This is a genomic window from Mammaliicoccus sp. P-M59 (assembly GCF_022386135.1).
Lineage (GTDB): Bacteria > Bacillota > Bacilli > Staphylococcales > Staphylococcaceae > Mammaliicoccus > Mammaliicoccus sciuri_A.
In genome coordinates, this window is record NZ_JAJNJJ010000012.1 from 1 (window position 1) to 25,752 (window position 25,752).

At 33.3% G+C, this 25,752-nt stretch carries 25 protein-coding genes and 1 pseudogene; 7 read left to right on the forward strand and 19 right to left on the reverse strand.

Annotated elements, in window-relative coordinates:
• Positions 1–438 precede the first annotated feature (438 nt).
• The 7 genes from celB to LQ617_RS14760 all read right to left on the reverse strand — a co-directional run bounded on the left by celB (position 439) and on the right by LQ617_RS14760 (position 7,758).
• Positions 439–1,794 carry a PTS cellobiose transporter subunit IIC gene (gene celB, locus LQ617_RS14730; protein WP_037589326.1) on the reverse strand — a complete coding sequence of 452 codons (1,356 nt, stop codon included), beginning with the start codon at positions 1,792–1,794 and terminating at the stop codon, positions 439–441.
• Positions 1,795–1,815: 21 nt separating this feature from the next.
• Positions 1,816–2,319, reverse strand: coding sequence for a hypothetical protein (locus tag LQ617_RS14735; RefSeq protein WP_204189419.1), 504 nt, complete (start codon positions 2,317–2,319; stop codon positions 1,816–1,818).
• 13 nt (positions 2,320–2,332) lie between these two features.
• Positions 2,333–2,656, reverse strand: coding sequence for a PTS cellobiose transporter subunit IIA (locus LQ617_RS14740; RefSeq protein WP_037589328.1), 324 nt, complete (start codon positions 2,654–2,656; stop codon positions 2,333–2,335).
• A 13-nt stretch (positions 2,657–2,669) separates the two neighbouring features.
• Positions 2,670–4,658 carry a BglG family transcription antiterminator gene (locus LQ617_RS14745; RefSeq protein WP_239740683.1) on the reverse strand — a complete coding sequence of 663 codons (1,989 nt, stop codon included), beginning with the start codon at positions 4,656–4,658 and terminating at the stop codon, positions 2,670–2,672.
• Positions 4,659–4,693: 35 nt separating this feature from the next.
• Positions 4,694–5,011, reverse strand: coding sequence for a PTS cellobiose transporter subunit IIB (locus LQ617_RS14750; RefSeq protein ID WP_239740684.1), 318 nt, complete (start codon positions 5,009–5,011; stop codon positions 4,694–4,696).
• A gap of 17 nt (positions 5,012–5,028) precedes the next feature.
• Positions 5,029–6,459, reverse strand: a complete 1,431-nt coding sequence (locus tag LQ617_RS14755; protein ID WP_239740686.1) for a 6-phospho-beta-glucosidase — start codon at positions 6,457–6,459, stop codon at positions 5,029–5,031.
• Positions 6,460–6,843: 384 nt separating this feature from the next.
• Entirely contained in the window at positions 6,844–7,758 is a 915-nt protein-coding gene (locus tag LQ617_RS14760) for a DUF7916 family protein (protein ID WP_204257675.1), read from the reverse strand.
• Between the two features lie 157 nt (positions 7,759–7,915).
• Between LQ617_RS14760 and LQ617_RS14765 the strand changes: the two genes are divergently transcribed.
• Positions 7,916–8,839, forward strand: coding sequence for an ABC transporter substrate-binding protein (locus LQ617_RS14765; RefSeq protein WP_037589333.1), 924 nt, complete (start codon positions 7,916–7,918; stop codon positions 8,837–8,839).
• A gap of 96 nt (positions 8,840–8,935) precedes the next feature.
• Here the strand turns inward: LQ617_RS14765 and LQ617_RS14770 are convergent, their stop codons facing one another.
• Together LQ617_RS14770 and adcA are read right to left on the reverse strand one after the other, a co-directional pair.
• Positions 8,936–9,667, reverse strand: a complete 732-nt coding sequence (locus LQ617_RS14770) for a class I SAM-dependent methyltransferase (RefSeq protein ID WP_126477841.1) — start codon at positions 9,665–9,667, stop codon at positions 8,936–8,938.
• 88 nt (positions 9,668–9,755) lie between these two features.
• Complete coding sequence (adcA, locus tag LQ617_RS14775) at positions 9,756–11,348, reverse strand: zinc ABC transporter substrate-binding lipoprotein AdcA (protein ID WP_159315847.1); 1,593 nt, start codon at positions 11,346–11,348, stop codon at positions 9,756–9,758.
• Positions 11,349–11,523: 175 nt separating this feature from the next.
• Here adcA and LQ617_RS14780 point away from each other — a divergent pair.
• From LQ617_RS14780 to LQ617_RS14805, 6 genes and pseudogenes are all read left to right on the forward strand, one after another.
• A pseudogene (locus LQ617_RS14780) lies at positions 11,524–12,015 on the forward strand (nucleoside hydrolase); the annotation flags it as partial.
• Positions 12,016–12,107: 92 nt separating this feature from the next.
• A complete protein-coding gene (locus LQ617_RS14785) occupies positions 12,108–12,395 on the forward strand; it encodes a hypothetical protein (protein ID WP_239740688.1) in 288 nt (95 codons plus the stop codon).
• A 7-nt stretch (positions 12,396–12,402) separates the two neighbouring features.
• Complete coding sequence (locus tag LQ617_RS14790) at positions 12,403–12,792, forward strand: YolD-like family protein (protein WP_239740689.1); 390 nt, start codon at positions 12,403–12,405, stop codon at positions 12,790–12,792.
• Between the two features lie 97 nt (positions 12,793–12,889).
• A complete protein-coding gene (locus tag LQ617_RS14795; protein ID WP_239740690.1) occupies positions 12,890–13,279 on the forward strand; it encodes a hypothetical protein in 390 nt (129 codons plus the stop codon).
• A 173-nt stretch (positions 13,280–13,452) separates the two neighbouring features.
• Positions 13,453–13,944, forward strand: coding sequence for a hypothetical protein (locus LQ617_RS14800; protein WP_239740691.1), 492 nt, complete (start codon positions 13,453–13,455; stop codon positions 13,942–13,944).
• Positions 13,941–14,348, forward strand: a complete 408-nt coding sequence (locus tag LQ617_RS14805) for an SH3 domain-containing protein (protein WP_239740692.1) — start codon at positions 13,941–13,943, stop codon at positions 14,346–14,348. The genes LQ617_RS14800 and LQ617_RS14805 overlap by 4 nt, the downstream gene beginning before the upstream one ends.
• Before the next feature lie 244 nt (positions 14,349–14,592).
• Here LQ617_RS14805 and LQ617_RS14810 read toward each other — a convergent pair whose 3' ends face one another.
• Genes LQ617_RS14810 through LQ617_RS14855 form a run of 10 tightly spaced genes read right to left on the reverse strand, consistent with a single transcriptional unit; the run spans position 14,593 to position 25,746 of the window.
• Positions 14,593–16,047 carry an N-acetylmuramoyl-L-alanine amidase gene (locus LQ617_RS14810; RefSeq protein ID WP_239740693.1) on the reverse strand — a complete coding sequence of 485 codons (1,455 nt, stop codon included), beginning with the start codon at positions 16,045–16,047 and terminating at the stop codon, positions 14,593–14,595.
• 47 nt (positions 16,048–16,094) lie between these two features.
• On the reverse strand, positions 16,095–16,346 hold the full coding sequence (locus tag LQ617_RS14815) for a phage holin (protein WP_239740694.1): 252 nt from the start codon (positions 16,344–16,346) through the stop codon (positions 16,095–16,097).
• Positions 16,347–16,356: 10 nt separating this feature from the next.
• On the reverse strand, positions 16,357–18,273 hold the full coding sequence (locus LQ617_RS14820; RefSeq protein ID WP_239740695.1) for a glucosaminidase domain-containing protein: 1,917 nt from the start codon (positions 18,271–18,273) through the stop codon (positions 16,357–16,359).
• Between the two features lie 14 nt (positions 18,274–18,287).
• Positions 18,288–18,707 (reverse strand): hypothetical protein, encoded by a 420-nt coding sequence (locus LQ617_RS14825; RefSeq protein WP_204182028.1) that lies wholly within the window; start codon positions 18,705–18,707, stop codon positions 18,288–18,290.
• The gene (locus LQ617_RS14830; protein WP_239740698.1) at positions 18,692–19,120 is read right to left on the reverse strand and encodes a hypothetical protein; all 429 of its coding nucleotides are present in this window, start codon (positions 19,118–19,120) and stop codon (positions 18,692–18,694) included. The genes LQ617_RS14825 and LQ617_RS14830 overlap by 16 nt, the downstream gene beginning before the upstream one ends.
• Before the next feature lie 48 nt (positions 19,121–19,168).
• Positions 19,169–19,321 carry an XkdX family protein gene (locus LQ617_RS14835; protein ID WP_239740700.1) on the reverse strand — a complete coding sequence of 51 codons (153 nt, stop codon included), beginning with the start codon at positions 19,319–19,321 and terminating at the stop codon, positions 19,169–19,171.
• A complete protein-coding gene (locus LQ617_RS14840) occupies positions 19,321–19,656 on the reverse strand; it encodes a hypothetical protein (protein WP_239740702.1) in 336 nt (111 codons plus the stop codon). Before LQ617_RS14840 ends, LQ617_RS14835 begins: the two co-directional genes overlap by 1 nt.
• Before the next feature lie 11 nt (positions 19,657–19,667).
• Complete coding sequence (locus LQ617_RS14845) at positions 19,668–21,140, reverse strand: BppU family phage baseplate upper protein (protein WP_239740703.1); 1,473 nt, start codon at positions 21,138–21,140, stop codon at positions 19,668–19,670.
• Positions 21,140–23,830, reverse strand: a complete 2,691-nt coding sequence (locus LQ617_RS14850; protein WP_239740704.1) for a peptidase G2 autoproteolytic cleavage domain-containing protein — start codon at positions 23,828–23,830, stop codon at positions 21,140–21,142. The genes LQ617_RS14845 and LQ617_RS14850 overlap by 1 nt, the downstream gene beginning before the upstream one ends.
• 14 nt (positions 23,831–23,844) lie before the next feature.
• A complete protein-coding gene (locus LQ617_RS14855; protein ID WP_239740705.1) occupies positions 23,845–25,746 on the reverse strand; it encodes a phage tail protein in 1,902 nt (633 codons plus the stop codon).
• Positions 25,747–25,752 lie beyond the last annotated feature (6 nt).

Genomic DNA, 25,752 nt, shown 5'->3' on the forward strand with positions numbered 1-25,752 from the left:
CTGCAAATCTCATTTTCGGGTCGATAATTTATTTTATCGGCCTGTAAATCTCGTTTTCGGGTCGATAATTTTTTTTATCGGTACATATTTCTCGTTTCTGGACCGGTAAATTTTTTTATCGGTCCGTATTTCTCGTTTCTGGACCGGTAAATTTTTTTATCGGTCCGTATTTCTCGTTTCTGGACCGGTAAATTTTTTTATCGGTCCATATTTCCCGTTTCTGGACCGGTAAATTTTTTTATCGGTCCATATTTCTCATTTCTGGACCGGTAAATTTTTTTATCGGTACATATTTCTCGTTTCTGGACCTATAATTTATTTTATCGGTACATATTTCTCATTTCTGGACCGGTAATAATTTTTATCGGTCCAGAAATTACACAACACAAAAAGGAAAGAGGCAACGCCACCTTAGCGTTGCCTCTTCATCTCAAGCTTCTATATTAATGCGTCGTTTCCTTTTTCTTGTTCTACTAATTTTTTATCATATATCTTAATAAATGGGAACCAGATTAAGAATGCTACAAATCCACAAATTAATGAAACGAGTACTGCCATGAGACTTCCTGCTGTTCCAATAAATGCCCCAAATCCAATAGGCGATGGCCATGGTACTTGTGCAATAATTGGTTTCACGAGTTCTAATTTTATTGTCCAATACCCTATTGAAGCTGATACCATTGGTGCTAAGAAGAATGGAATGGCTAAGAATGGGTTATAAACAATTGGTAATCCAAATACAAGTGGTTCATTAATGTTAAATAATCCTGGTGCTAATGATGCTTTTCCTAATACGCGTAATTGCTCTGATTTAGCTAAAAATGCGATAAACACACATAGTCCTAATGTCGCACCTGATCCACCCATAACAACGAATGAGTTCTGGAATTCTCCTGCAAATGGAATATTTGCCCCTTCAATATTTAATTGCATGTTTGATAAGACAATTGGCGTAATAAAAGCACTGATAATATTTGCGCCATGTATACCTACAATCCAAAGTGCATGAATTAAGAAGTAAATCACAAGTATACCAATCCAACTACTTGTTAAGTTAACAACAAATCCAAATGGCACAGCAATAATTTTGAAAATATCCGTATCAAAAGCTACTAATATTCCCGTAAACGCCAGTATAACGAAAGCAACTAAGAATGCAGGAATTAATGCTGTAAATGATCTTGAAACCCCTTCTGGCACCGCTTCTGGCATTTTTATAATCCATTGACGTTTTACACATAGTCTATATAATTGAACGGCTATGATAGACATGATAATTGCTGTGAATATCCCGGTCGTACCTAGCCTACTGACACCATCACCAGACATTTCCCAACCATTAAAGATATTGACATCTTTTTTCATGATATTAACTAAGACCATTTTACCGTCATCCATTACTAATTGTGGAATTGCCATAAAGTAAGCAAACATAGATAATAATGCACCGTTAAGTGGGTTAACATCTAAGTCTTCTTCCTCTGCATAAATTTTAGTATATTCATAACCAATGACTAAACAGAAATACAAGGCTAGTATCCCCATCGTTGCTTTATTGGCTAACATGTACAAATCACCAATTTTTAAAAATGTACTATTCCAAAATCCTTCTAAAAACGTAAAAGTCTGTGGAATAACGTTTAACACTAAAAACATTGATCCTACAATTGTAAAAGGTATACACGCCATACCAGCTGCCATAATCGCTCTTACAATTCTAAATGAAGCAATTTTCCCCATTGGACCCATTAAATACTTCTCTAAAAAAGCAAAAACCTTGTTTTCTGATCCCATTTCAAGACCCCTTTTCTTTGATTAGTTCATTGCATTTTCAAATCTTTGTAGTCGTTTATAATGCCAGTCTTTATCGAGTCGAATATTGTGTAATCTAAATAAGATGAAGCTGCTTATGCATAAACCACATACCAATATGCCAACTACGAAAAGTCGAGATGCTGATTGATCCACAATAAATGGATATAAATATTGGAATAATGGTGTGAATAATATAATGGGTATAAGCAATAGATTGATTGTGCTTATACTTAAAAAGCAGTAATAAGTATACTTCGCTTGATTCGAATGATTACCATACATTTTTACTTGTTCTGCAACACTGATCAAAATCACAATCATCAACACAAGTGGCAATATCAATGCTAAAGAGCGACTCATCACAAGTGTAAAAAACCAATATAAATTCGAAAAGAAGAACAAAGCAGACATATATCTCACTAATAAAAATCGATTAAAATACATAGCTTTGAGACTTGTTTCTCTTCTATTTTTTTCAATTTTATTTTTCGTTTCTTGATCCATTTTTATCCCTCATTTATACTGCATCATTTACTTTTTGATACAAATGCAACATCTCAATTGCGACTTCTTTTAACGTCATCGTTGTCATGAGATGATCTTGTGCATGAACCATAATAATTTCCATATTAATAGACTCACCTGATGCATATTTTTGTAGTAAATCCGTTTGAGATTGATGCGCTAACGTTATCTCTTGGTTTGCTTCATCTAATAGTTGTTCCGCTTCTTCATAGTTGTTTTCACGCATCTTTTTAAAAGCATCATGTATATTTGTACGCGCTGTACCACTATGTAAAATAATTTCAAAAGCAACAACTTGAATTTCTTCTTGTTCCATAGACTAACTCCCTTTACTTGTGATATTGACCAATCATATAATTTTTAAAGCTGTTATAATCCTTACAATTCATCAGTTCAGAAATTTTGTCATCTGAATCTATGAGGTTCACGATAATATCGATGATCGTTTTGAGCTCATTGTCGTTATATTTTGAAGGTGATAACATAATGATTAGCTTAATATTCGGAAACTGTTCATTCCAATACACCCCGCCAGGTACAAGTGCTACCGCTATACTTGAATAATCTCCAACTGGCTGTGCTGTATGTGGAACAGCTACTTCATCACTGAATACAACTGTGCTCAACTCTTCTCTATACCGAAGTTGTCGTTTCAACTTCTCTTCAAAACATGGCTCTTCTTTAATACTTAATTGCTTGATCAAAAGCTGATACAGCTGATGTTTAGTGATTGGTTCTTCGATATAATTAAATGCATGTTCACTGCAATATTGACTAAAGAAAGAACTATATTGTTCAAGTGCCATATTCTCTTCTAACACATGGTTATATGAAAATTTCGAATCATGATGATGAATAAATGTATTAATTTTCTTAATATCTTGATCATTGAGTAATACATTCACTTGTATGACAGGCACTTTAAATACGATGGTTGATAAATCAATAGATGAAATAATCAAATCAATATTTTCTAATTTTTCGTCTGTTATTTCATAGTAGCTAATCACATCAATGATATTCATCTGTATACTAAATTCTCTTTCTACTCGAACCTTTAACATCTGTGCACTACCATAACCAGTTGCACAAATAACGAGGACATTTAACTTTTCTCTATGGTAATATTTTTCAATAGCTGCAAGTAAATGTAATGTTAAATACGCCCATTCTCCTTCACTGACATCTTGGTCTTTTAACTCTTCTAATTCACCAAAATAATTTTTAGTCATCGTAAGTGAAGCTTCATTTTGTGATTTAATGTCATTCAAAATTGGATTTTCCAAGTGAATATTATTGCGAATTCGTTTAATCAACGGCTGTAAGTGAGTCACTAGTCCATACAATAATTGACTGTCTGACGACATTGGAAATCCAAAATCCGCTTCTATTTTTCCTAATATTTGAGATACGCGATGAGATAAATCACTCTCTTCATCGCTTTCTTGTTGTTTCGAACCTTTGCTCATAATATGCAAACTGATATACTTCGCTTCTTCTTCTGGAAACGATATTTGATAAATACGTTCAACACGATTTAAAATTTTTCTCGCGACTGACAATTCATTTTCTGTTAATACCTCTTCATTCGAAGCAATTGTTTTTAAACAATGCCCATCTAACAGTCTTTTGATCATCAATCCTAAATGTAATACAAGATTTTGGAGTATATAATCTGATAAATATACTTTAGATTCTCTCGTTTCATCTACAACAATGATTGCCAACTCTTCCATATTAATTTGCTGCAAAAGTGGCGTATCTTGAAAATATTTATTAATAGAATGAAAGAAACTATTTCCTAAGAAATAATCCATGATAAAATGACGTTTATCTCGTTCATCTCCATCAATTCCGATACCATGTTGCTGTTTGCTTACAAGTTCTAAATCATATTGCGCAATCATCTTTTTTATATTTGCGATATCGTGAGATATTGTGGATCTCGAGATAAATAATTGTTCGCTTAATTGCTCAATCGTAATAGCTGTCTTATTAAAAAGTAATAAATTCAAAATATAATATTGTCTATCTTTTGAATCATTAATACTTTCTTGATTCACATATTTAGTGCTTAAATATCTTTTTAAAAAGTTTTCAAATTCAATCATTAAATTGATTTTGAGTTGATAACCATACCCTTGTTTAGCAATTAAAGTTGCTCCATTTTTTTCAATTTCAGGTTTAAGGGTTTTGATATATTTTCGAATCGTTCTATCTGAGAGTTGCAAGATCGTTGCAATTTCTGAGCTTTTGACAAATTCATTACGTCGCTGTGATAAAAAACTGAGTATATCTATTTCTCTTTGACTAAGCATAAGCTTCCCTCATTTCATAGAGAATATTATACTGATTATTCTATGTCTTGCAAAATTACACTCGACAATTTTTCAATGCCCATTGGAATCGGAACATATGCTTGTGGTGGAATATTCACAACTGGTTTATTAACTCTATCTCCAGCTTCTTTTAACTTTTTAAAATACATTTTAGTTTGTGGACTCACTAAATATAAATCGAAAGATTGTTTTTCAATCATTTTTCCGCCTTCATTTGCTGAAACGGCATCGACTTCAATGTCATGTCCTTTTTCTTGTAAATAACTCGTTGTTTTTTTAGCCATGAGTGATGATGACATACCTGCTGCACATATAATTAACGCTTTTTTCATATTAAAACCTCCAAATGTTATAATTGTTCTCCGTTACTTGCAATAACTTTTTTGTACCAATAGAATGAATCTTTTTTAGAACGGTCTAAGGTACCATGACCTTCGTTATCTTTATCTACATAAATAAAGCCGTATCTCTTTTTCATTTCGCCAGTTCCGGCAGATACTAAATCTATACAACCCCATGGTGTATATCCCATTAAATCGACACCATCTTCATCGACCGCCTTAATAAATTGTTCGATGTGTGTTTTTAAATATTCAATTCTATAATCATCATGGACAATGCCGTCTTCACCAAGTTCATCAATAGCGCCGAAGCCATTTTCAACAATAAACAATGGTAAATGATACATATCTGTAAACCAGTTCATCGCATACCTTAAGCCTTCAGGGTCAATTTGCCATCCCCAATCTGAAGCTTGTACATAGTCATTTTTTACTAAATCACGTGTTTCAACATAATCATATTTATCGTTAGATTTCTCATGTGAAATTGCGAATGACATGTAATAACTAAAGCCAATGTAGTCAACTGTGCCTTGTTTCAAATCTTCAATATCTTGATCTGTAATATCTAAATTGAAGGATTTATCTTTAAAATACTGTGTCATATATCCTGGATATGCACCATGAACATGGACATCCGTAAAGTAATATCTCTTTTGCATCGCTTTTTGAGCCATTAAGATATCTTTCGGATTACAAGTTGCCGGATATACCGGACACATTGCTATCATGCACCCTATTTCAAAGTCAGGATTAATGTCATGACCAATTTTTGTTGCTTGAGCGCTCGCAACCAATTCATAATGTGCTGCTTGATACATAATTTGTTCACGATTTTCACCAGGTTGATATTTCACGCCTGAGTTCGTAAATGGCGCAAAATCTTCATCAAAGTTAGATTGGTTATTAATCTCATTGAACGTCATCCAATATTTAACTTTGTCTTTATATCTTTCAAAACAAACTGTTGCAAATCGAACGAAGAAGTCAATCACTTTCCTATTTCGGAAGCCACCATATTCAGTTACAAGGTGATAAGGTAATTCAAAGTGAGACAATGTTACGACAGGTTCAATCCCGTGCTTCAAACACTCATCAAACAAATCATCATAGAATGCTAAACCTTGTTCATTAGGTGCTTGGTCGTCACCATTCGGAAAAATTCTTGACCATGCGATTGAAGTTCTAAAACATTTAAAGCCCATTTCACTAAATAATTGAATGTCTTCTTTATATCGATGATAAAAATCAATTGCTTCATGGTTTGGATAATATTTACCTTCAATAACGCCGTCTGTAATTTCTCGATGTTTCCCGTGAGAAGCTGCAGTCATAACATCTGCAACACTGATTCCTTTACCATCTTCTTGCCAAGCACCTTCAAGTTGATGCGCCGCAACAGCACCTCCCCATAAAAAATCCTCTGGTAGTTTTGACATTGAAACCTTCCTCCTTTAATCAAACATTTCTTAATACAATTTTATTGTAAACGTTTTCATAAACGAGTAGCATATCGAAAAGTTCCGTAGTATTACGGAAGTCTTTTATAATAGGTAGATTTTATGCATATTTGGCAGATTTATTGTTGTGATTGGGCAGTTGATTATAGTGAGGTGAAGTTTTCGGGTCGATATTTTTATTTATCGGCATGCAAATCTCGTTTTCGGGTCGATATTTTATTTTATCGGCCTGGAAATCCCGTTTTCAGGTCGATAATTATTTTTATCGGACTGTAAATCCTGTTTCTGGACCGATACTACCTTTCCAACAAATATGAAAAGGATGAGACAGCCCACACCGTCTCATCCTCTCCAACTTCCCGTTTATCTATTAATTGATCTGGCTATTCTAGATACTGTATGGCGTTGCCCTCTAATTGCTTTACTTAATGCATATATATTCTCGACTGGTGCTAATCCACCATATCCTGCATCACCTATATGTTGAATATCAACGCCTAATGTTTTATTTTTAATAGCCATTTCTCTAATTGTTGCCTCATCCGAACCTTCTTGCGATGTACCGATTGCACTCATCACTAGTGCACCGTGTTTATGCGCTACTTGAACAGCTTCTCTCACTTCTTCTTCACTGACACCCCATACTGTTCCTACTGCCGGCACTAATATAATATCTGCTCCAGCTTCTACAAAATTCGTAATAGCTCCTAAATTAACGACCGGCTCATCCACACCTGATCCATGCATCTTACCAGCAATAATGAGCCCATTAAAATGAGATTTCCCTACTTTAATCGCTTCTAAAATATGATTATTTGTAACACCAGTTGCTGGATTACCAGTTAAACATACAAAATCAAAACCTAATTTTTCAGCTTGTATAAAAGTTTCTTTAGTCGCTTTTCTACCTGCAGAAATATCTAGTTTAACTTCTGCCATATTCGCTTTATCATCAACTGGTTCTAAATTTACACCAATAGGTCTTCCGACAAGTTTCTTTAAATCTTGAACAGCATTGCCAGTGCCTTGATAAGCTTCATGGTATAGACCTTTAATTTCTGGTTCATTGACATCTAAAGCATTCAGTAAAATCATATCCGCTCCAAAAGCAGTCGCCATTTCCGCATTTGTAATATCTTGCACTAAAGCAGGCGTATGTACGACAACATTCTCACTAAGTACCGTTCTACCTTCACTCGCCTTAATACTTTGCTTCAATTCCTCTGATGAAAAATTCAAAATATCAGACGTATTTGCACTAATTAATCGTTTAACCAAAATATTCACCCCTTCTTTTACTAACACAAAACAAAGATATATTTAAAAAATAACAAAGTCAAATTAATTTAAAAATAAAGTATTGAATAATTAATGTTGATTGCTATAATTTAAATGATATTGATTATCATTATCATATTTTTGGAGGGTTTAATTTATGAAAAGATTATTAGTTTTTTGCTTATGCTTATTATTTTTCTTGGCAGCTTGTAATAGCTCAGATACTAAAGAAAAGTCGTCAGAAACAAAATCGGATTCTTCATCTGATACTAAAGTATTTAAACAAGATGATGGGGAAAAAATCAAAATACCTAAAGATCCGAAAAGAATTGTCGTATTACATCCGACATACATAGGTGCATTAGTTGAATTTGGCCATAAACCTGTTGGGGTCATTGATTTTGTGAAACAAAATAAAACTTTATCTGATGCTACTAAAGGCGCAAAAATGTTAGGTCAAAATAATGTTGAAGATATTGCTAAAACAAAGCCGGATTTAATCATTACTACTAAAGAAGATAAAAACATTAATAAACTCAAAAAAATTGCACCAACTGTCCAAATGGATGCTATGAAATCAGACTACAAAGCTGCTACTAAAGAACTCGGGGAAATTGTAAATGAACAAGACAAAGCCAAAAAATGGATAAAAGATTGGGAAGAAAAACTTGAAAAAGATAAAAAATCTTTAGGTGATAAAGTAGACGGGAAAACTATTACAGTCCTACAATCAACACCAAAAGGTTTAACAGCTTTCGGTAAAAACTATGGACGTGGTACAGAAATTGTTTACGGTGGTTACGGAATGACACAACCTGAAAAATTAGAAAAAGAAACAAAGAATGCTTATATGGCAACACCATCAGAAGAAGAACTTTCTGATTATACGGGTGATTATATTATACTAGCAACAATGGGAGAAACACCACAATTCACACAAACAACTAACTGGAAAAACCTTGATGCAGTTAAAAACAACCATGTTATCGAATTAGATTTACAACAAACGCAATATAATGATCCAATTTCTCTAGAAAAACAAAGAGAAATCATTTTAAAACAACTAAAAGAAATGAAATAAAATATTACTGAGCATAAATTTAAGCACACGTATAAAGTTGAAAACTTTTCAATTATACGTGTGTCTTTTTATAAATATTAACTTGTTCTACCTCTTCTACTTTTTCTTTGCTTTTACTAATAGAAATGGTGGGAATTGTTTCAACTTATTGATACGAGCTTGATCGTACATTTTAAATACTTCCTCAGACTGCCCGAGGTCTTTTACATATTGAATTTCAAAGTCATTTTCTATTAAATTATTGAAGATTGTCTCAATTGTATGATGATATTTATAAACATCCGCACCTAGCCAATTTGCTGAGCGAGAAGACTCATCAAAATAATGTTCCATTCGTAAAAATATACCTTTGTCATCTTCTAGTGCAACTTCCGGATCTTTAGTGGCTGTTTGTATAGGATGTTCCATTGTAAAGAGTAACGTGCCACCACTATTTAATAGCTGATTCAACTTCTCGGCACATCGTTTAAAATCTTCAATATAATGAAATACAAGAGAAGATACGATTACATCATACGTTTCATTTGTCTGAAACGCCATAAATGATTCATGATATAACGTGACATTGTTAGAATTGAATTTTTCGCGACTTGCGCTAATCATATTAAGTGACTCATCAATTCCTGTAATATGTTTAGGATGTAACTTCAACATATGCGCAATCAAATGCCCCATACCACAGCCAATATCAAGTACTGTTTTGCCTTCTAAATCCGGCATTAACCGCTTCATCTCAGGCATTTCAACAACTTCGTTATAACTTAATGCATGATTTCTTTTTTGTTTATAGCCTTCAAAGAAATCATCTTGATCATAAATATTTGTCATCTGATACATCCCCCTTTTATTAAATTTAGTATAGCAATCATTTATATAAAAAAGAACCTGAGACCACCGTGGTCTCAGGTTCTTTACTTTAATGTGCTAACATTTCTTCTTTAACTTCGTCTTTAGATAATTTAGCTGGATAATAAGTTGGCCAGTTATCTAATTCTTTTAAGACTTTATCTTTATCATTGCCCGTGAATATATGGAAATGTGCAGCTTTTTTAGGATAAATATTGTGATCGCTAAATTGTACATATTTCGGTAAGTTATCGTTTGATTCACCTTTTAATTTAAATGTGTATCTTACGCCTCTATTACCTTTTTCATATTTTAAGATATCATAGCCATCGTACTCATATTCTCCAGTTGTTGTTTTACCTTCTTTAGTGAAACTGATTTTATTGCCGTCAATTTTGATGTTTTCGACATCTGTTTTATAGCCTTTATCATAATAAGCTTTATATTCTTTTTCAGACATCTTGCCATCTTCTTCAGCTTTATGTTCGAAGACTTCATCAAGTGTGCCATCTTTTAAATATGGATATACTGATTGCCAGTCACCTTCATAATCAGATAGTTTACGGTCTTTTACTTGTGAATCTTTGAAATACCCTTTTTCAATTGCTTTATCATGAGATGCAGCTTTCTTGTCATCTTTTGTTGTAATCTTGTCGTTTAATGATTTTTCGATATTTTTAATATTTTCCTTCATTAATGACTGATATGAAAGGTCTTTTTCTTTTAATTGTTCTTTCGTTAAAGATTCCATATTATTAAACGTTAATGGCTTAGCATCTGTTTCTTTACGAATTGTGTCTGTAATTTTTGATGAAATATTGCTTTCATATAAGATGTATTTCGCATCTGTATCTTTAATTTCTTTAACAATTTCAGTTAATTCTTTTTGTGATGGATCTTCAGCATTCATACTTTGAACACCTTTTTGAACAAATCCATAACGATTTGCTAAGTAACCTAGAGATTCATGAGAGATAAATACTGTATGGCCTTCATGACCTTTAGTAGCATCTTTTAATGATTGATCGATATCCGATAATTCATTATTTAATTTTTTATAATTTTTCTCATAATCTGCTTTATGGTCTGGGTCTTTCTTGATTAATTCATCTTTAATTCCTTTGATCATTTCTTGGTCGATTTTAGGATCTAACCATACATGAGGATCAAATCCACCGTGGTGATGATGTTCATGTTCGTGTTCATGCTCTTCATGGTCTTCTCCATGTTCATGATGTTCATCTTCGTCATCATGATCTTCCCCGTGCTCGTGACCATGTTCATGTTGATCTGTTAAAAGTTCTGATTGATCCATACTATTTTGAAGTGATAATTTTTTATCATCTTTTTTAATAGTTGAGGCAATTTTCTTTGCTACTGGATCTAAATCATCTCCTGTATAAACAAATAAATCTGCTTTACTTGCGTTTAAAATATCTTTTTGCGTTGGTTCATAACTATGTAAATCTGTTCCTGCAGGATAAATTGATTCTACTTCTACATGCTTACCGCCAATTTGTTCTATAAAAGATTTCAATGGGTAAACTGTCGTCTTAATCTTTAATTTATCAGAATCATTATTTTTGCTATCTGTTTGATTACAGCCAGCTAATACCATACAAATTGCAAAAACAACTGTTAGTACCCCAATCCATTTTTTCATCTCGTACACTCCTTATACAAATAGTAACGTTTACGATTTAAAATTATATACGTATATTTGTTAAAAAACAAGACCTTATTTAGAATAATTTTTTATAGTCTGTTTATTTTGTTTAGTTGAAAACGCTTTAGTATAATGACATCAAGACATACATTAATTAAGAGGACGTGTTTAAATGTTACAAAATAGAAAAATCATCATGGATTGTGATCCTGGGCATGACGATGCTATCGCATTAATATTGGCTTGTGCTCAATCTAGTCCATTAAATATCTTAGCAGTGACAACAGTTGCGGGGAATCAATCAGTAGATAAGAATACAACAAACGCTTTAAACGTATTAGATATTATGAATAGAGGCGACATTCCTGTTTCAGTCGGTGCTGACAGACCTTTAATTAAGAAAGCTGCATTTGCTGAAAGTATTCATGGTGAAAGTGGCTTAGATGGTCCTGAATTACCAAAAGTTCCAAACTTAAAGCCTACAAACCAGCATGGTGTAAATGTCATAATTGAAGAAGTCTTAAATAGTAACGAACCTATAACACTCGTAGCAACAGGACCGTTAACAAATGTTGCGATGGCGCTTATCCAAGAGCCTAAAATCGCTCATAATATAGAAGAAATCGTCATTATGGGCGGTGGAACGTTTGGGAAATACTCACCTTTAATCCCACTATAAAAAATAAACTTCTCTCTTGAATTATAGAACATACGTTCGTATAATATTATTAATAACATTTTATTGGGGGAGATATTATGGAATTAACAAATCATCAAAAAGGTAATATTTTAAGAAACACATTATTTTTTAAAGATGAATTAAGTGAGTCAGAAAAGAACTCACAAGACGTCGCTTTTAGCGAAGCAGAAAGTATTGTACAAAATGCGAATACTTATGATGAATTAATAACGGGAATTAGAGGACTAATCATAGAAGAAAGCGACAAAGATACAATCGAAATATTAAAACAAATACGTATTTCTAATATGGTATATCGAGCGTACTTATATGCAGTAGGAGTTGATACAATTGAAAATCATTAACCCTGGTATGCCAGAGCCATATAAGTATGAAACTGACTATCGTAAGATACCTAAAAAATATTTAAACAGTAATATCCCAGAGGGGCGTAAGATGATTAAGTGGCAACCCTTTGCTACTATGCCACAACAGTATGAAACTATTAATCAGTATATTAAGGACCAAAGTAAAACAGATAAACCAATCTTAGATGAATTAGCTTTACGTGATTTAAACGATGTATTAGCGCAGAAACTATTTTATGATCCACCAGCAACTATTAAGTATTGGGAAGATGGATATTATAAAACGATTGAGTGTGAGATTAATAAATTTGATAGTGAACGTAACAAGTTAGAGGTACTAGAGAATGCTGAAAAAGTATTATTGAGTATGGATTGTATCGTGGAGATAGAGTAATATATTACAGTTTGGTAACAGTCTACATTTTTCAAATTTTTCATTATATAATCATTTCGACATCGAAAGATGCGAATACAACTAGGAGGAATAATTTATGAAAAAAGCATGGCAAGTAAACATTACAGGACCAGGAGATTGGAATTTTAATAAGGATAATTTTATAGGTATAGAGATTAAATCTGATGAATATTTAAATTTTGAATACTATGAGGATGCAATAGAATTCATCGATTCAATCAATAGTACTAATAAATATTGTGATAATTGTTTAAGTGCACACTATTTAATTACTGAATTTAATACATATCCAGAGAAGATACTCAATAGCGGAGAAATAAATATACCTTATAATTTTCTTTCAGAAGAAGTTATTATGCATAATAACGAGCAAACCGAGTTAGAGAACAAGGACAAAGAAATTCCCTACTACGAATTAAGTGAAGGTGAAGAATTTTTAGAGGTTGATAAAAATAGATTTGAATAAAAAAAACCCACCAATTAAGGTGGGTTTAGTTATATCTCCATATCTAGAAATTATTTTGCAACTATTATAAGATATACTTTAAATATTTATTTTATCCATAAGAATAAATTAATATCTACTCTCCTTATATATAGTAAAATTATGATAATTGTATTTATTTTGGGAGGGATATTATGGATATAAAAAGCAACTTATTTATTTCTAATATGAAATATAGTGCATTGTATACAGGAGAAGAACAATATGATATCGAACATATCGACAATTTGGTAGAAATCAATGACTTCTCTGAAAATAATTGGTCAATTTTAATTCGATTTATAATTGGAGGGTTAGATAATATTAAAAATAACATCAGTGATAATGATGTTATCGCTTTGCTTACATATTCTGAATTGCATAATCATGAATATAGATTTGATGGTATGCATGCTACTCAAATAAAAAATGAAAGTGACATTAAGAAAGATTTCGGAATAGGTCTTCCTAGTTTTATTGAATTAGATAATGTAAAAAGGACTTACTTAAAAATACTATATTTACCAAACGCTTTAAATGAAAACAATTTATATAACGATCCTTTCTATTTCATATTAAATGACACTGAAAATGAGATAGGCAAGTTTACATTCCCTTTAAGATTAATGCGAAGAGGTGTTGAATGATGGGGAATCAAGATGATAAAGTCGTGAGCATGTTCCGTGAAAAAGAAGGAGCTACCTCTGAAGTTAACTCTCTACATGATAAACATGATATAATAGAATTATTAAAAGATATTAAAACGATACTAAATGAACAAAGAAAACTAGAGAAAGAGGTGGGTACAATGAGTGATTATATTAAAAGAGAAGAATATGAAAATTACAAAAATCATTTAGATACTAAATTTGATAGATTGTTTGATAAATTAGATGATAATAGAAAAGAAATTAAAGAAGATATTGAAAATACTAAAAATGAAATAAAGACGGAAATAAATGAATATAAGAATAGAACACTCACTATATATGGTATAGCTGTTGCACTAATAGGTGTTATAGTTCCTATTGTACTTCACTTTATAGCATAAAAACCTACCCAGTGACATGTATGGGTAGGATAACTCAAAACGGGTTACACCGAAATGATATAACCATAATACAACGTGGCACTTGCTTAACCACGCCAGTACGATTGTACTGATTCCTCGTTAATATTATAACATAATTTAGGCATAAAAAATAACCCTACCTAGTTCCCACTAGATAGGGTTTAATAATGTACGACGGTTCATCGTAACCAAGTAATAGCATATTATATTATAACATATTTACTTATTTAATTGTACCCCATAATGGACCGACTGCGTCTGTTTGAGCGTTCCATTCTCTGACAGGCATATAGACTGTAATACCAGCGTTAGTATCCCATGATACCCATACGTGACCATCAAACTTCTGTACTTCTGAATAGTTAATCGTCTGACCTCTGTATAATTGACCGGCTATTGGGTTTTGTCTGCTCGGACCAACTGAACGTGTATATATGAAATCAACTGTTGGTGTAAATGACGCATGCTTAGCTTTATATAAAATACCATAACTATTTGTTTTCCATCCACTCGGTGTCTTAGCTGTTGTGTTAGCACTTGGTTTACTTGCAGTTACCGTAGTACCTGTTGGAATTTTACCGTCATAGTATGATTTAATTTGACTGATAAAGTAGTCTTTCATTTTATTAACGACATCTTGTGGCGCTCTATACGAAGATGTGTAATTGCAATGTAAAGCCATTGATCTGTGCGGACATTGTGTAGCACTAAATTCAGAATGTATGCGAACAGTATTTCTGTTAACTGGTAACTTCCATTTTTTCAACATACGTGCTGCCTCTTGAAACGCTTGCTGTTCGTTTTCTAGGAATTGTTTATCTGTCGCTCTCATAGACTGACATACTTCTATACCATAATAGTTTTTATTACCGTCATTATTAGCTGTATGCCACGCTATACGGCTTTCTGGCAACGCTTGATATACATAACCATTACTGATATAACTATGTGCTATACCACGTTCTAATGTGCTTAATGGTGCGTTTACTAATGCGTTGCGCCATTGTTCAGCAGTAAGACTAGAGGCATCGTTGTGTATAACTATACCCTTAGGTTTGTAACCACGTTTAGGCAACTTATAACCTGTTACTTCGTCACGATTATATTTAAGTTTAGTTGTCTTTTTCTTAGTAGTAGTTGTTGTTTTAGCAGTCGTTTTCTTAACAGTTTCTTTTTTAACAGTAGATTCTGCATATGGTACTGCTATAAAATGTGTTAGACCGTAGTAATTATCCCATCTTAACTGTGGTTTTTTGTTAGCTAAACTATTCCAATTTTGCTCTAATATTTGGAATTTAGTTGTGTTACCCGGATTATTCACGATACCGATATGACCATATTGAGCATAGCTGCCAATGGTATATACTGCTATCCAACCTGTTTCTGGTATAGTTTCAGGTTCATTTTTAACAACTTTATATCCTTCAGGTAACTTATTGTTAATTGCTTGTTTGGCGTCCCCCCACAAGCGAACTTTGTTATCTGTGAGCCATAACATGTAATCAACAATTAGATCCATACATTGCGCATGAAAGGCTGTGTCAGCATCGATTGCGCCAACTTCCATTTTGCCGAATCTAGCATCATAACTATATGGCTTTGTAACTCTGTACGGACTATCCACTGTACCTTTTGCATAAGCTTTTAATCTAGCTTGTATTTGCGCTTTAGTTTTCATCATAACACTCCTTTTATTGTATTAAAAAAGCCGACTATTTAGCCGACTTATTTCATATCTTTTTGTTTTAACATTTCCTCTTGTTTTTTAGCTTTGTCAGTTAAGATAAATGTATTTTTATAAACACCATAGAATGTTAATGCTATTGGTATTCCTGTATTAAGCACATTTACCCACGCATCTACTTTTTGTGGGTTTATCCATTCAGCACTAACACCTGATGCATTTAGTGCTAGATACAAAGCGCCTAAAAAGCCACCTATTAAAGCTACAAATTGTTTGATTTTGTCTTTATCCATTTAACCACTCCTATGATCCGTTATATTTATCTCTAATAAAATACTGACCTTTCATACCAATCTTGTCGTAATATTGTTTAATTGTTGTCGCTTGATGTTGACACCATCTAACGTCAGTTGCATATTGATGTGTAGCTGGTTTTTTAGGGTTCCAACGCATACGATATAATGTGTTTTGACTGACGTCTATATAATCTTGCCTAATAAATCTAGCACCACCAATAATCGCTTTTGCAGCAGTGTTCCAACCTTGATTCCTCGCAAAATTAATTGCGTTATTAGGGTTACTATCAAAAGCACCTATTCCGTACATATTGTAATAACCACTGTTACCACTAGCGAAATATGATTTACCATTACCTGTTTCCAATATTGCGTGAGCAATTAAATATATTTCGTTAACTCTATACTTTTTGCCTGCTTCAGCAAAAGCTTTACCTTGACCTGATAAAGTACCTTTTCCACTTAATAGTGTATTAAGTTTTGAAACTGCTATGCCTTGATATTTACCTAAATCAAGCATTTGATATTTTTGAGTACTACTAGACCAAACATCGTTGTCGTTCATAGCTGCGCTTGTCTGTGATCTACTAGCGTTATACCATGAGTAACCATTACTTATCTGTGGAATAACATTCATTTGAGCATTCAATGCTTGTGTGAACGAATATTTACTGCGTTCAGTAGTAACTTTTGTAGTATTGCTAGGTTTAGTAGTTTTTGGTTTTTCTGAAGAACTATCTTCGTCATCATTAATAGGTTGATTATCTTTATTTTTGTTGGTATTAATGATTTTAACTTTAGTCTTCTCGACTTTATCTTTAGGTATTTCGTAGAGAACACTATCTCTGTTTTTATACATTTCTACTAATTTTTTGACTAACTCGTCATATTTACTACTTGTTGGGAAACCTTTTACATTCATATCCCAATCTACTAACTGTTTCATAGAACGCCACACACGCTTATCTGCGATAATGTGTTCTTCATCGAATTTTATACCTAATATTTTAGCTTGTTCATAAGCTACTATCATGCCAATAGCCTGGTTTCTTAAAAAGCCATCATTATTTTTGTATAAATCTTCCACGACTTCAATCACTAACGAATCAGGATGACTAGGAACGATTAAATTCGTGTTTCTAGGTGACCACATATGATTAGTATCTACATAAAAATGTGGGTACTCTAAGTTGTCATTAAATTTATATCTGTCATTATAAATGTTCCTAACTGAACGCATAGTATTACCATTCTTTATTAGTACATATTTGTATTTACCATTTTTAGGTGTGCCGTCCTTAACAACATTGTGGAAAATACGTTCAATGAATTGGTCGTCTTCATATGTTGTTGTATACTCAATTTCGGTACGTTCTTTAATTGTGTAACTAGGCTTTTTGTCTTGTACTGGTTTGCTAGGTGTAGGGTCAGGTTCCACTGGTTCAGGTTTTTCTGGGTCTGGTGCTGGTTTAGGTTCAGCTTTATATGGTGGTCGAACAAAATGCGATACTGCATTGTATGAATGTTTTTCTTTTGAACCTGGACTACCGTTGTACACATTTGCGTTTCGCCAATTTTGGTCTACACTATAAAAGTAACTTGTTGTAGAAGGACCGATTACAATCGCTGTATGACCTGCATATCCGATTCCGTAACCTGGTTGCCACACAGCAAAGTCTCCAGGTTTGGGGACAAATGAAGGTGTGTTTTTCAATACTTGGAAACCACTAGGATATTTATACCACGCCATATCTTTAGCGTTACCAGATGTTGTAAAGCCCCAGTATCGCCTTAATAAGTAGTTTGGTAAGTCCCAACATTGCGAGCCATTATAACCATCGACATCAAGCCTTTTACCGATTCTGCTTATAGCCCACTCTTTTACATCATTGGCTGTAGGTTTACCACTTGAAGGTAGAGCCATTTAATCACTCCTTATTATTTAAAGAATAGCCCGATGAATGGCACTAAACCACCGCCACCCATTAATAGTCCTATGAACCATTTGAAAAGCGTAATATTGTCCTTTTGCCTTTTCTTAACTTCTTCTTTATATATTTTCAGTTCTTCTTTGTTTTCTTCGATATCTTCAGTGTTCTTTTCCGTTTTATACTTGATATCTTTTATCTCGTCGTTCTGTTTAGACATTGTAGTATTTAGTTTAACGAGTTCCGTTTTAACATCTTTATTAACTTCGACCATTTGTTTGTTTACTTCTGTCATCGCCACAATTGCGATTTCTAAACTGTGGTATTTATCATCATGTTTTTGATCTACTTCATTTATGCGTTGGTGTATTTTACCTCTTGAATGTTCCCACTCATGACGTAAGACATATTTATCTACTTCTTCTGCCATAAGTAGCTACCTCCTATAAAAGTAAGAATAGCTGTTAAAGCCCAAAATGTTAGATATTGAACCCATGATAACCAATTCAAAGCATTATACACACCAACCGTTGACATAATAAAGTAGAAAATAGATGATATTAAACCACCTATCATAATGAATATTGCAGCTTTTTTAGAATGATTAATACTTGGTAGAAATACGCTACCTAAAATCAAACATACGCCACCTAAAAAGAAAAATATGCCCCAAATACTCAATGGCATAACTTGATGTAAAGATAAATATAAGTCGGAATCTTTAATAACTGCATCGCTTTCTGCTATCCAGAACATGCCTCTTTCACCAGTTAATAACCCAAAACCAAATAAGCATAAACTAGCGATTATACCTTCTATTTTGAGACCTTCCTTTTCATTCATACAACACCCACTCTCTGTAATTTATTTATATAAAAAAAGACACTGAAATTAATCAGTGTCTTCTGTATAATCTTCACCAGTCATTTTTTTATACTCTTCAATTGTTAGAGCTCCATGTTTAGTAAAATACTTAATATCTTCAATCGTATAAATTTTTAAATTATAATACTTCTCTATTGTTTCATATCCTGGGAATTTCATTATACTTGACCACCTTTCAAACCAACTATTTCTTTAATAATTTCAGCGTTTTCTTGTCTTAATTCTTGAATAGCAACCTGTGCTTTAAATAGCTCCATTTGAGTTCTTGCTGACTCTATTTCTTCACGTGTTGGCTCTCTATCCTCTTGAATAAGATTACTTTCCCATTCTTCCTTACTTGTCCCTATCCATTCATTACCGTCATAGTAGAACGGTTGATATATACCTTCTGGTGGTGGTACATCTGTGTATTCGTCTTTCGGATAAACGTATTCTCCTTCATCGTTTAACTCAACTATGAAAGGTGTTCCGTCGTATAAATAAACTATTTTCATATTTTCCCTCCTTAATCATGCCATGTTAATTCTGCATAAGCATAGCCTGTTTCATCCCAAGTGTTATCACTATTGGATACATGAAAACCAACTTCTCCATTCGGTTTAATAACTACTTGTGCATTGTTTGTTACATAAGGTGTTTTTACTGGGAATGATTGTGTGTTTTTTGCAAAGTTAGTCGGTAATTGCGCTATAACTTGCCCAGGTACTATATTAGATCCATTTATTCTTAATTTTTTCGTTACTATACTACCGTTCGTAATCGTTCTATAAGCACAATCAAAACCGTTTTCGCCAGTGTTTTTATAAGCAGTGTTACTTAATGCACCATTGATAAGTTGATAAGTTATCCATCCTGTATCAGTTTGTGTTTTAGTTAATTCTTTCCAACCCAAATCTGTACCTTTATGAACATTCTTTATGAATACTTGTCCAGAGTAACTTACAACTGCAAATATCTGTTTTGTATTATCAATTCCTTGCAATATCTCAACGTTATACAATGCTGAACCGTTGTTATTAAAAGGGTTATTCTTCATATAAGAAATTTGATATTGACCAGGTGGTAATGTCAAAGGGTCGATCTCTGTATAGAACGTTGGTTTACCATCGTCTTGTGTCAACTTGTACTTTTGCCACGTTAAACTACTTAATTTATCATTTAACCCTTCTGGTTTAACAAATTCGTTATCAAGAATAGCTTGATTAAATTCATTTAACTTTTCGTCTACATGCGTAACTGCGTTATTCGAGACGCTTTCCACATTACTTACACTCTCATCTGCTTTACTATTAACTGTAGAAATTGCATTGGATTTAGCAGTATTAACTTCATCTATCGCAACAGATTTAATAGTATAAACTTCTGTGTTGTATTGGTTTATTACTTCAGTTAAATCACTTTTTCTTTCAGATACTGTCTGATTAATTTGAGTAATACCATTAGTAACCGTTGTTTCGACGTTTGCGCCTAATATATCTAAATCCCCTAATCTACTTTCGATATCAGCTACTTTATCTTCTAACACTTGTTTCATATCATCAAACATTCTGAAATACTGTACTTTAATCTCACCTTTTATTTGGTTAGGTAATGCATCTTTAACGTGGAAACCAAATTCACCTAATGTTGCTATATCCGTATTCTCGTTTACTGCTAGAATTATCTGTCCTTTGACATCTGTATCCGTTGCACCAACTAAAAACCAGTTTGGTATCGTAACACCGACAACGCCATTTAAACCGTCTATAATTTCTAAATCCAATTGTCCTGACATTGTGCCATTAGTTGATTTTAACCATAAATATCCTGTAACATTTACTGGTCCCATTTGCATTGGGAATCCATCTCTAGTTATAACGAATTGTAATTTCGCTGTTCCATTATCCAGATTATAAAAGCCAATATCTACATTAGATACTGGCTTCACATAAGGTTTATTTTCTAAATTTATTTTTGCGATTTTATCAATATTTGACATTATTTATTACCACCTTTTGTAATAGGGTGTATAAAGCAAACAGCTACGCCATAACCTTTTTTAGAGTCATAAGGCGTTGTAATTTCTTGAACGCGATAGAACCCATTTACATTATCTCTGTAACCAATACCAGCTTGTGGTTTAATGTAATCATTCGCTTGTAATTCTCCTCTAAACCTAACGAAAACTTGTCCGATCAAACCAACGACATTCCATTCTGGACGTTTTGAACGAGGAATATAATCATCTTCGTACTCAACATAATCCGGATTAGGTATTGGTACTTCTACTTCTTCAGAATAAGTATTACCCTCATCATCAGTCCACTCTTTTAATTCTTTTTCAGTTAGTGTAACACCAAATTCATCTTTTAAGAACTTGTCTTTATGGTGGAACATTTGGTCACCTAAAATAACACCTGCTGTACCAGATATAACGCCTAACGGAATATCTCCTTCTTGTGCTTTTCTAATATATCGACCATCTAAAGCAACGATTGTTCCATTTGGAATTGGTTGTCCACTTTGCGATTCAAAATACTCAGCATAGTCACCAAAGTTTTGACCGGATTGAATATTCCCTTTAGATTTTATATCTCCATTAGTTGAATTCATGTCTATTGTAGCGTTTTCGTATTTAGCACCATCTGTTCCATAACCTAATAAGAAATGGTAGTTACCAGGTGATTTAACACCACGACTATTCACTATCGTTTGGCAATATGCACCAGGCATTGTTTCTGACTCTAATGAGTTTATAACCGCACTTCTTGAACCATAAGCTTGTGAATTTGCGCCAACTCCAGCTATCCAACTTCTATCACTATGAGCATACGAGCCACCTGTACTTGCAATTGCCGCTGAACGTTGAGCAATCGCACCTCCACCAGTTGTACCACCACTAAATCCACCTTTAGATACAGTAGGAACATTTGTATATTTCTTACCTGCTATTTGAGCGTTTGTCTCATAACCATTTGCAGTAACACCATGAATATTACTGTGGTTATTTGTAAGTCTTACACCTATACCTGATCCATTACCTAAAATATTACCGTTACTTAATTTGAATCTATATACTTTCCCACCAGATGCAACACCAATTGAGTTTGAAGAATTATATATATTAAAGTTTGATAATACATAGTTTTCCCCACGATTATTCCCACCGAAAAATCTAATATCTGCACCAGCATCTTTAAAACCAGTGACGTTAATCCCGTTAAGAACAACGTTTTGTGCCATGAATTGTACTGCTATTGCTGGCATGCTCATGTCTTTAGTTCCGTCTGACTTTTTAGCGAAATCTCCATCGCCAATTGCAGTAAAGTTTGATACTAAGACGTTAGTGTATGCACTAATAACCATTGCTCTAGCTGTTGTATCTGGATAAACACCGTTGTATTTAGGATTAAGCGACATACAATTGCTTAACGAAACACTGAAGGCAGTTTTAGTTTTCTTATCAGTAGATCTGTGATGTCCAATGTGTCTAATATTATAGGAACGTGTAGAACCAATATCTAAATGATTATTAACTACAACACCGTTAGACGCGCTTGCAGGCTCGTGTGCTTTAATTTCTAAGCCACCAAAACAGTGTTCAGTTCTATTATCGGATAAGAAAACAAATTGTGAACCATCGTCTACCTCTATACCGTTCCTATTTCCACCTGGCGTTGGATGATGTGAGTAGTTGTTTGTGATTAGTAAATATCTACTGTGATGTGTTGTAATACCGTCATCACCATGACCAGTAGTTTCGCAATTATCAATGTGAATATACTTACTTTCCAACGATTCAGAAACTCTTGAACCATCTCCGCCATAGTAGTATTCATCGTTAGCATATGTTACATCGATTCCGTGAAGTAAAGTATCTACTGTTTTCACGTTATAAACATAACCATGTTTCACACCAGCTAATCTAATACCACTAGATAACGAACCGCCAGCAGGCTCTAAACTTCTGTTTTGTCTCCACTTGTTACCATTTACAGTAAAGCTTTCGATTGATATATTTTTAGCGTAACCACTCATATTAGCGTTTGTTACACCAATAACATCATTTTTGGCATCATCTGCCACTCTTAATGTGGTAATATCTTTGCCCTGACCAACTAAACGTGTATTACTTGGCAATTTAATACCATATATCTTGTAAGTACCTGCCGACATCGTGACTTGTACATTACCGCTACCCAACGCTTTGTGGAAAGCTTCTGTACTATCTTTAACCCCAGTTGGGTCAGCACCAAATTCATCAACATTAACAACACGATTTATTTTACCTTTTAATTCTTCATACCCTTTTTCTCTATCATTTTTTTCCCTCAAGAAATCATGGTATAACCTGGCATCTAATGTATTGTGTTGAATGGCATCCATAGATACTCGACTGCCTCTAACTTCTTGTTGACCATTACCTAAATTACCCATGATTAAATGTTCGTTTTGTTCATGTAAATAATTTAATTCACTTTGAACATCAGTTTTTTGATTGTGTCTAGTTAAATGTTTAATTTGACTAGATAAATGAGCATCTTTTTCTGTAGTTTTGTGTAATTCTCTTTCAACTTCATTAGCATTTATATACTGTTCAATTACATGATAGTTATCTTCATGTTGTGATACATGATATCTATCAAACACATCAGACAACTTTTTCTGTAAATTTACTTTTTTAGCCATGTTAAACCTCCTTATTATTCAATCCAAGTATGCTGACCATAAACCCAATAACTGTTAGGTGATAGTGTTTTATCATTCGTTCCACCAAGTATTGTCATTTTTCCGTCTGGCATTATTTCTATTCGATAAGAACTCATATTGCCATTACCAAACGCTGGGAATAATTGGGCGTTTTTTATAAAACCAGAAGGTAATTGAGCTACTTGTTCCCCTAATTTAAAACCTCTCAAGTTATAAGCTATTGTCTTATACCTTACAACTGGTGTAACACCTTCTATACCTATTCTTACTTCTTTTAATGCACATTTCAGACCGTTGTAATTGGTATACATCACATCTACCTCTACGCCACTTACCACACTACCAGCGTATGAAACCCAATCTGTTGTACCCATGTATCCTTCTAAAGCATTTTCTAAATTAGTTTGCTTTTCATCAATGATACCAACGCTATTTTCTAAATCAGTCTGTTTTTCACTAATAACCGATACTTTGTTGATGTTATCCACTTGTTCAGTAGTTAGTTGTTTACTTATATCTAACTGATTCAACTTTTTCTTATCATCTTTTAACATTAATCCGTTTTGACTTTCAGAAACTTTAGGTAACGCATCTTCGTTAATCCCGTTACTATCGATAATAGTTTGCTTAGTTTCTCCACCATCATTACTCTTTTGAATAGATCCGTCAGAATTAAAATAAACGCGATTAGTATCGTCTCCTGCACTGATACCTTCCGCGTTTGCATTTAATGAATTTGCCATATCTATAATGTCTCGTGTGGAATAATTTAAAGCATCTACTTTACTGGTTACGTTATTAATCGTTTTCGCTAATCCTCCACCCAGTCCGCCTAAGCCACCAGAACTTTCAATTTTACTAATAGCTTTAGATGCTTTATTAGTTGATTTACGATACCTATCACGTCTTCTAAACTCACCTAGTACAACATCTTGTTTGATTATCTCGTTATTAACGTCTCTAACTGTCGTAACTTCGATAATTCTTACACTATCGAATACATCAGTAACGTCATCTCTTATTGGGACAACATCACCAACCCTAGGTATTGCACTAGGAAATTCTTCCCTTAATGAAATGAAATCTAAAGATAGTGACACTTTAATTGAATTATCAATTACTTCTTCCAATCTGGCTTTCATGGTACTTTCTTTTGTAATTCTACCGTCTATAACAGGTGGTGCCTCCCTCATTCCTATTACATCAGCAAGAGGATGGACATATTTTACTTGTAAGAAAGCATCTTGATATTTAGAATTTTCTTCAAAATCTCCAAACCCTTGTATCCATGTATAACCTTCAGAAGCGTCTTCTTCAATCTTTAGATTGTTAGCATTTATTTTAGTACTAATGTAGTATTTAACCTCATTTTGCACTGAAGGCCTTAACGCATAAGTTTTAGTCTTAGGGTTATATTCATATTCAAGTCCGTAACGTTTCAAACCATCTTGAAACATTTCGAATCTTGAATCACCTTCACCTAAGTTTTCCCACCTAGAACTACCTACATTCTGTGAAATAGTGAATTTATATCCTGTATCTTCAAATACAATTTCAAAGTATCTATCGTCAGTTAAAGAGCCTGTATAACTATCATGTATACGTTGAGCCATTAAGTCATCCAAATGTTTCTCTCTGGCAACTACACTAACTCGTTGTCTTGTACCAATAGAATCACGATCAATTAATATAATCTTATATTCTTCTATATCATTGATTCCGTTTACGTTTGTAATCGTCCAAAATTTAGATATAGATTTTATAACATCATAATTTGATTCGTTTTCAAGTATTTCAAATGTTAGCTGTCCTTCGTCATTTAGTCTTTTAGATGTGTTTGTATTTACATGTAATTTATAAGCTTTACCTATTTTGTTTATTAATTTTATAGTCATTTATGC

Bases quoted from the DNA above. Each gene is read 5' to 3' on its own strand.
- LQ617_RS14790 (WP_239740689.1), top strand. From the start codon at position 12,403: ATGCCAGAGCCATATAAGTATGAAACTGACTATCGTAAGATACCTAAA.
- LQ617_RS14815 (WP_239740694.1), bottom strand. From the start codon at position 16,346: ATGGATAAAGACAAAATCAAACAATTTGTAGCTTTAATAGGTGGCTTT.
- LQ617_RS14805 (WP_239740692.1), top strand. From the start codon at position 13,941: ATGATGGGGAATCAAGATGATAAAGTCGTGAGCATGTTCCGTGAAAAA.
- LQ617_RS14740 (WP_037589328.1), bottom strand. From the start codon at position 2,656: ATGGAACAAGAAGAAATTCAAGTTGTTGCTTTTGAAATTATTTTACAT.
- celB (WP_037589326.1), bottom strand. From the start codon at position 1,794: ATGGGATCAGAAAACAAGGTTTTTGCTTTTTTAGAGAAGTATTTAATG.
- LQ617_RS14735 (WP_204189419.1), bottom strand. From the start codon at position 2,319: ATGGATCAAGAAACGAAAAATAAAATTGAAAAAAATAGAAGAGAAACA.
- LQ617_RS14770 (WP_126477841.1), bottom strand. From the start codon at position 9,667: ATGACAAATATTTATGATCAAGATGATTTCTTTGAAGGCTATAAACAA.
- LQ617_RS14845 (WP_239740703.1), bottom strand. From the start codon at position 21,140: ATGTCAAATATTGATAAAATCGCAAAAATAAATTTAGAAAATAAACCT.
- LQ617_RS14745 (WP_239740683.1), bottom strand. From the start codon at position 4,658: ATGCTTAGTCAAAGAGAAATAGATATACTCAGTTTTTTATCACAGCGA.
- LQ617_RS14755 (WP_239740686.1), bottom strand. From the start codon at position 6,459: ATGTCAAAACTACCAGAGGATTTTTTATGGGGAGGTGCTGTTGCGGCG.
- LQ617_RS14825 (WP_204182028.1), bottom strand. From the start codon at position 18,707: ATGGCAGAAGAAGTAGATAAATATGTCTTACGTCATGAGTGGGAACAT.
- LQ617_RS14810 (WP_239740693.1), bottom strand. From the start codon at position 16,047: ATGAAAACTAAAGCGCAAATACAAGCTAGATTAAAAGCTTATGCAAAA.
- LQ617_RS14820 (WP_239740695.1), bottom strand. From the start codon at position 18,273: ATGGCTCTACCTTCAAGTGGTAAACCTACAGCCAATGATGTAAAAGAG.
- LQ617_RS14850 (WP_239740704.1), bottom strand. From the start codon at position 23,830: ATGGCTAAAAAAGTAAATTTACAGAAAAAGTTGTCTGATGTGTTTGAT.
- LQ617_RS14835 (WP_239740700.1), bottom strand. From the start codon at position 19,321: ATGAAATTCCCAGGATATGAAACAATAGAGAAGTATTATAATTTAAAA.
- LQ617_RS14795 (WP_239740690.1), top strand. From the start codon at position 12,890: ATGAAAAAAGCATGGCAAGTAAACATTACAGGACCAGGAGATTGGAAT.
- LQ617_RS14750 (WP_239740684.1), bottom strand. From the start codon at position 5,011: ATGAAAAAAGCGTTAATTATATGTGCAGCAGGTATGTCATCATCACTC.
- LQ617_RS14840 (WP_239740702.1), bottom strand. From the start codon at position 19,656: ATGAAAATAGTTTATTTATACGACGGAACACCTTTCATAGTTGAGTTA.
- LQ617_RS14830 (WP_239740698.1), bottom strand. From the start codon at position 19,120: ATGAATGAAAAGGAAGGTCTCAAAATAGAAGGTATAATCGCTAGTTTA.
- LQ617_RS14855 (WP_239740705.1), bottom strand. From the start codon at position 25,746: ATGACTATAAAATTAATAAACAAAATAGGTAAAGCTTATAAATTACAT.
- LQ617_RS14765 (WP_037589333.1), top strand. From the start codon at position 7,916: ATGAAAAGATTATTAGTTTTTTGCTTATGCTTATTATTTTTCTTGGCA.
- LQ617_RS14800 (WP_239740691.1), top strand. From the start codon at position 13,453: ATGGATATAAAAAGCAACTTATTTATTTCTAATATGAAATATAGTGCA.
- LQ617_RS14785 (WP_239740688.1), top strand. From the start codon at position 12,108: ATGGAATTAACAAATCATCAAAAAGGTAATATTTTAAGAAACACATTA.
- adcA (WP_159315847.1), bottom strand. From the start codon at position 11,348: ATGAAAAAATGGATTGGGGTACTAACAGTTGTTTTTGCAATTTGTATG.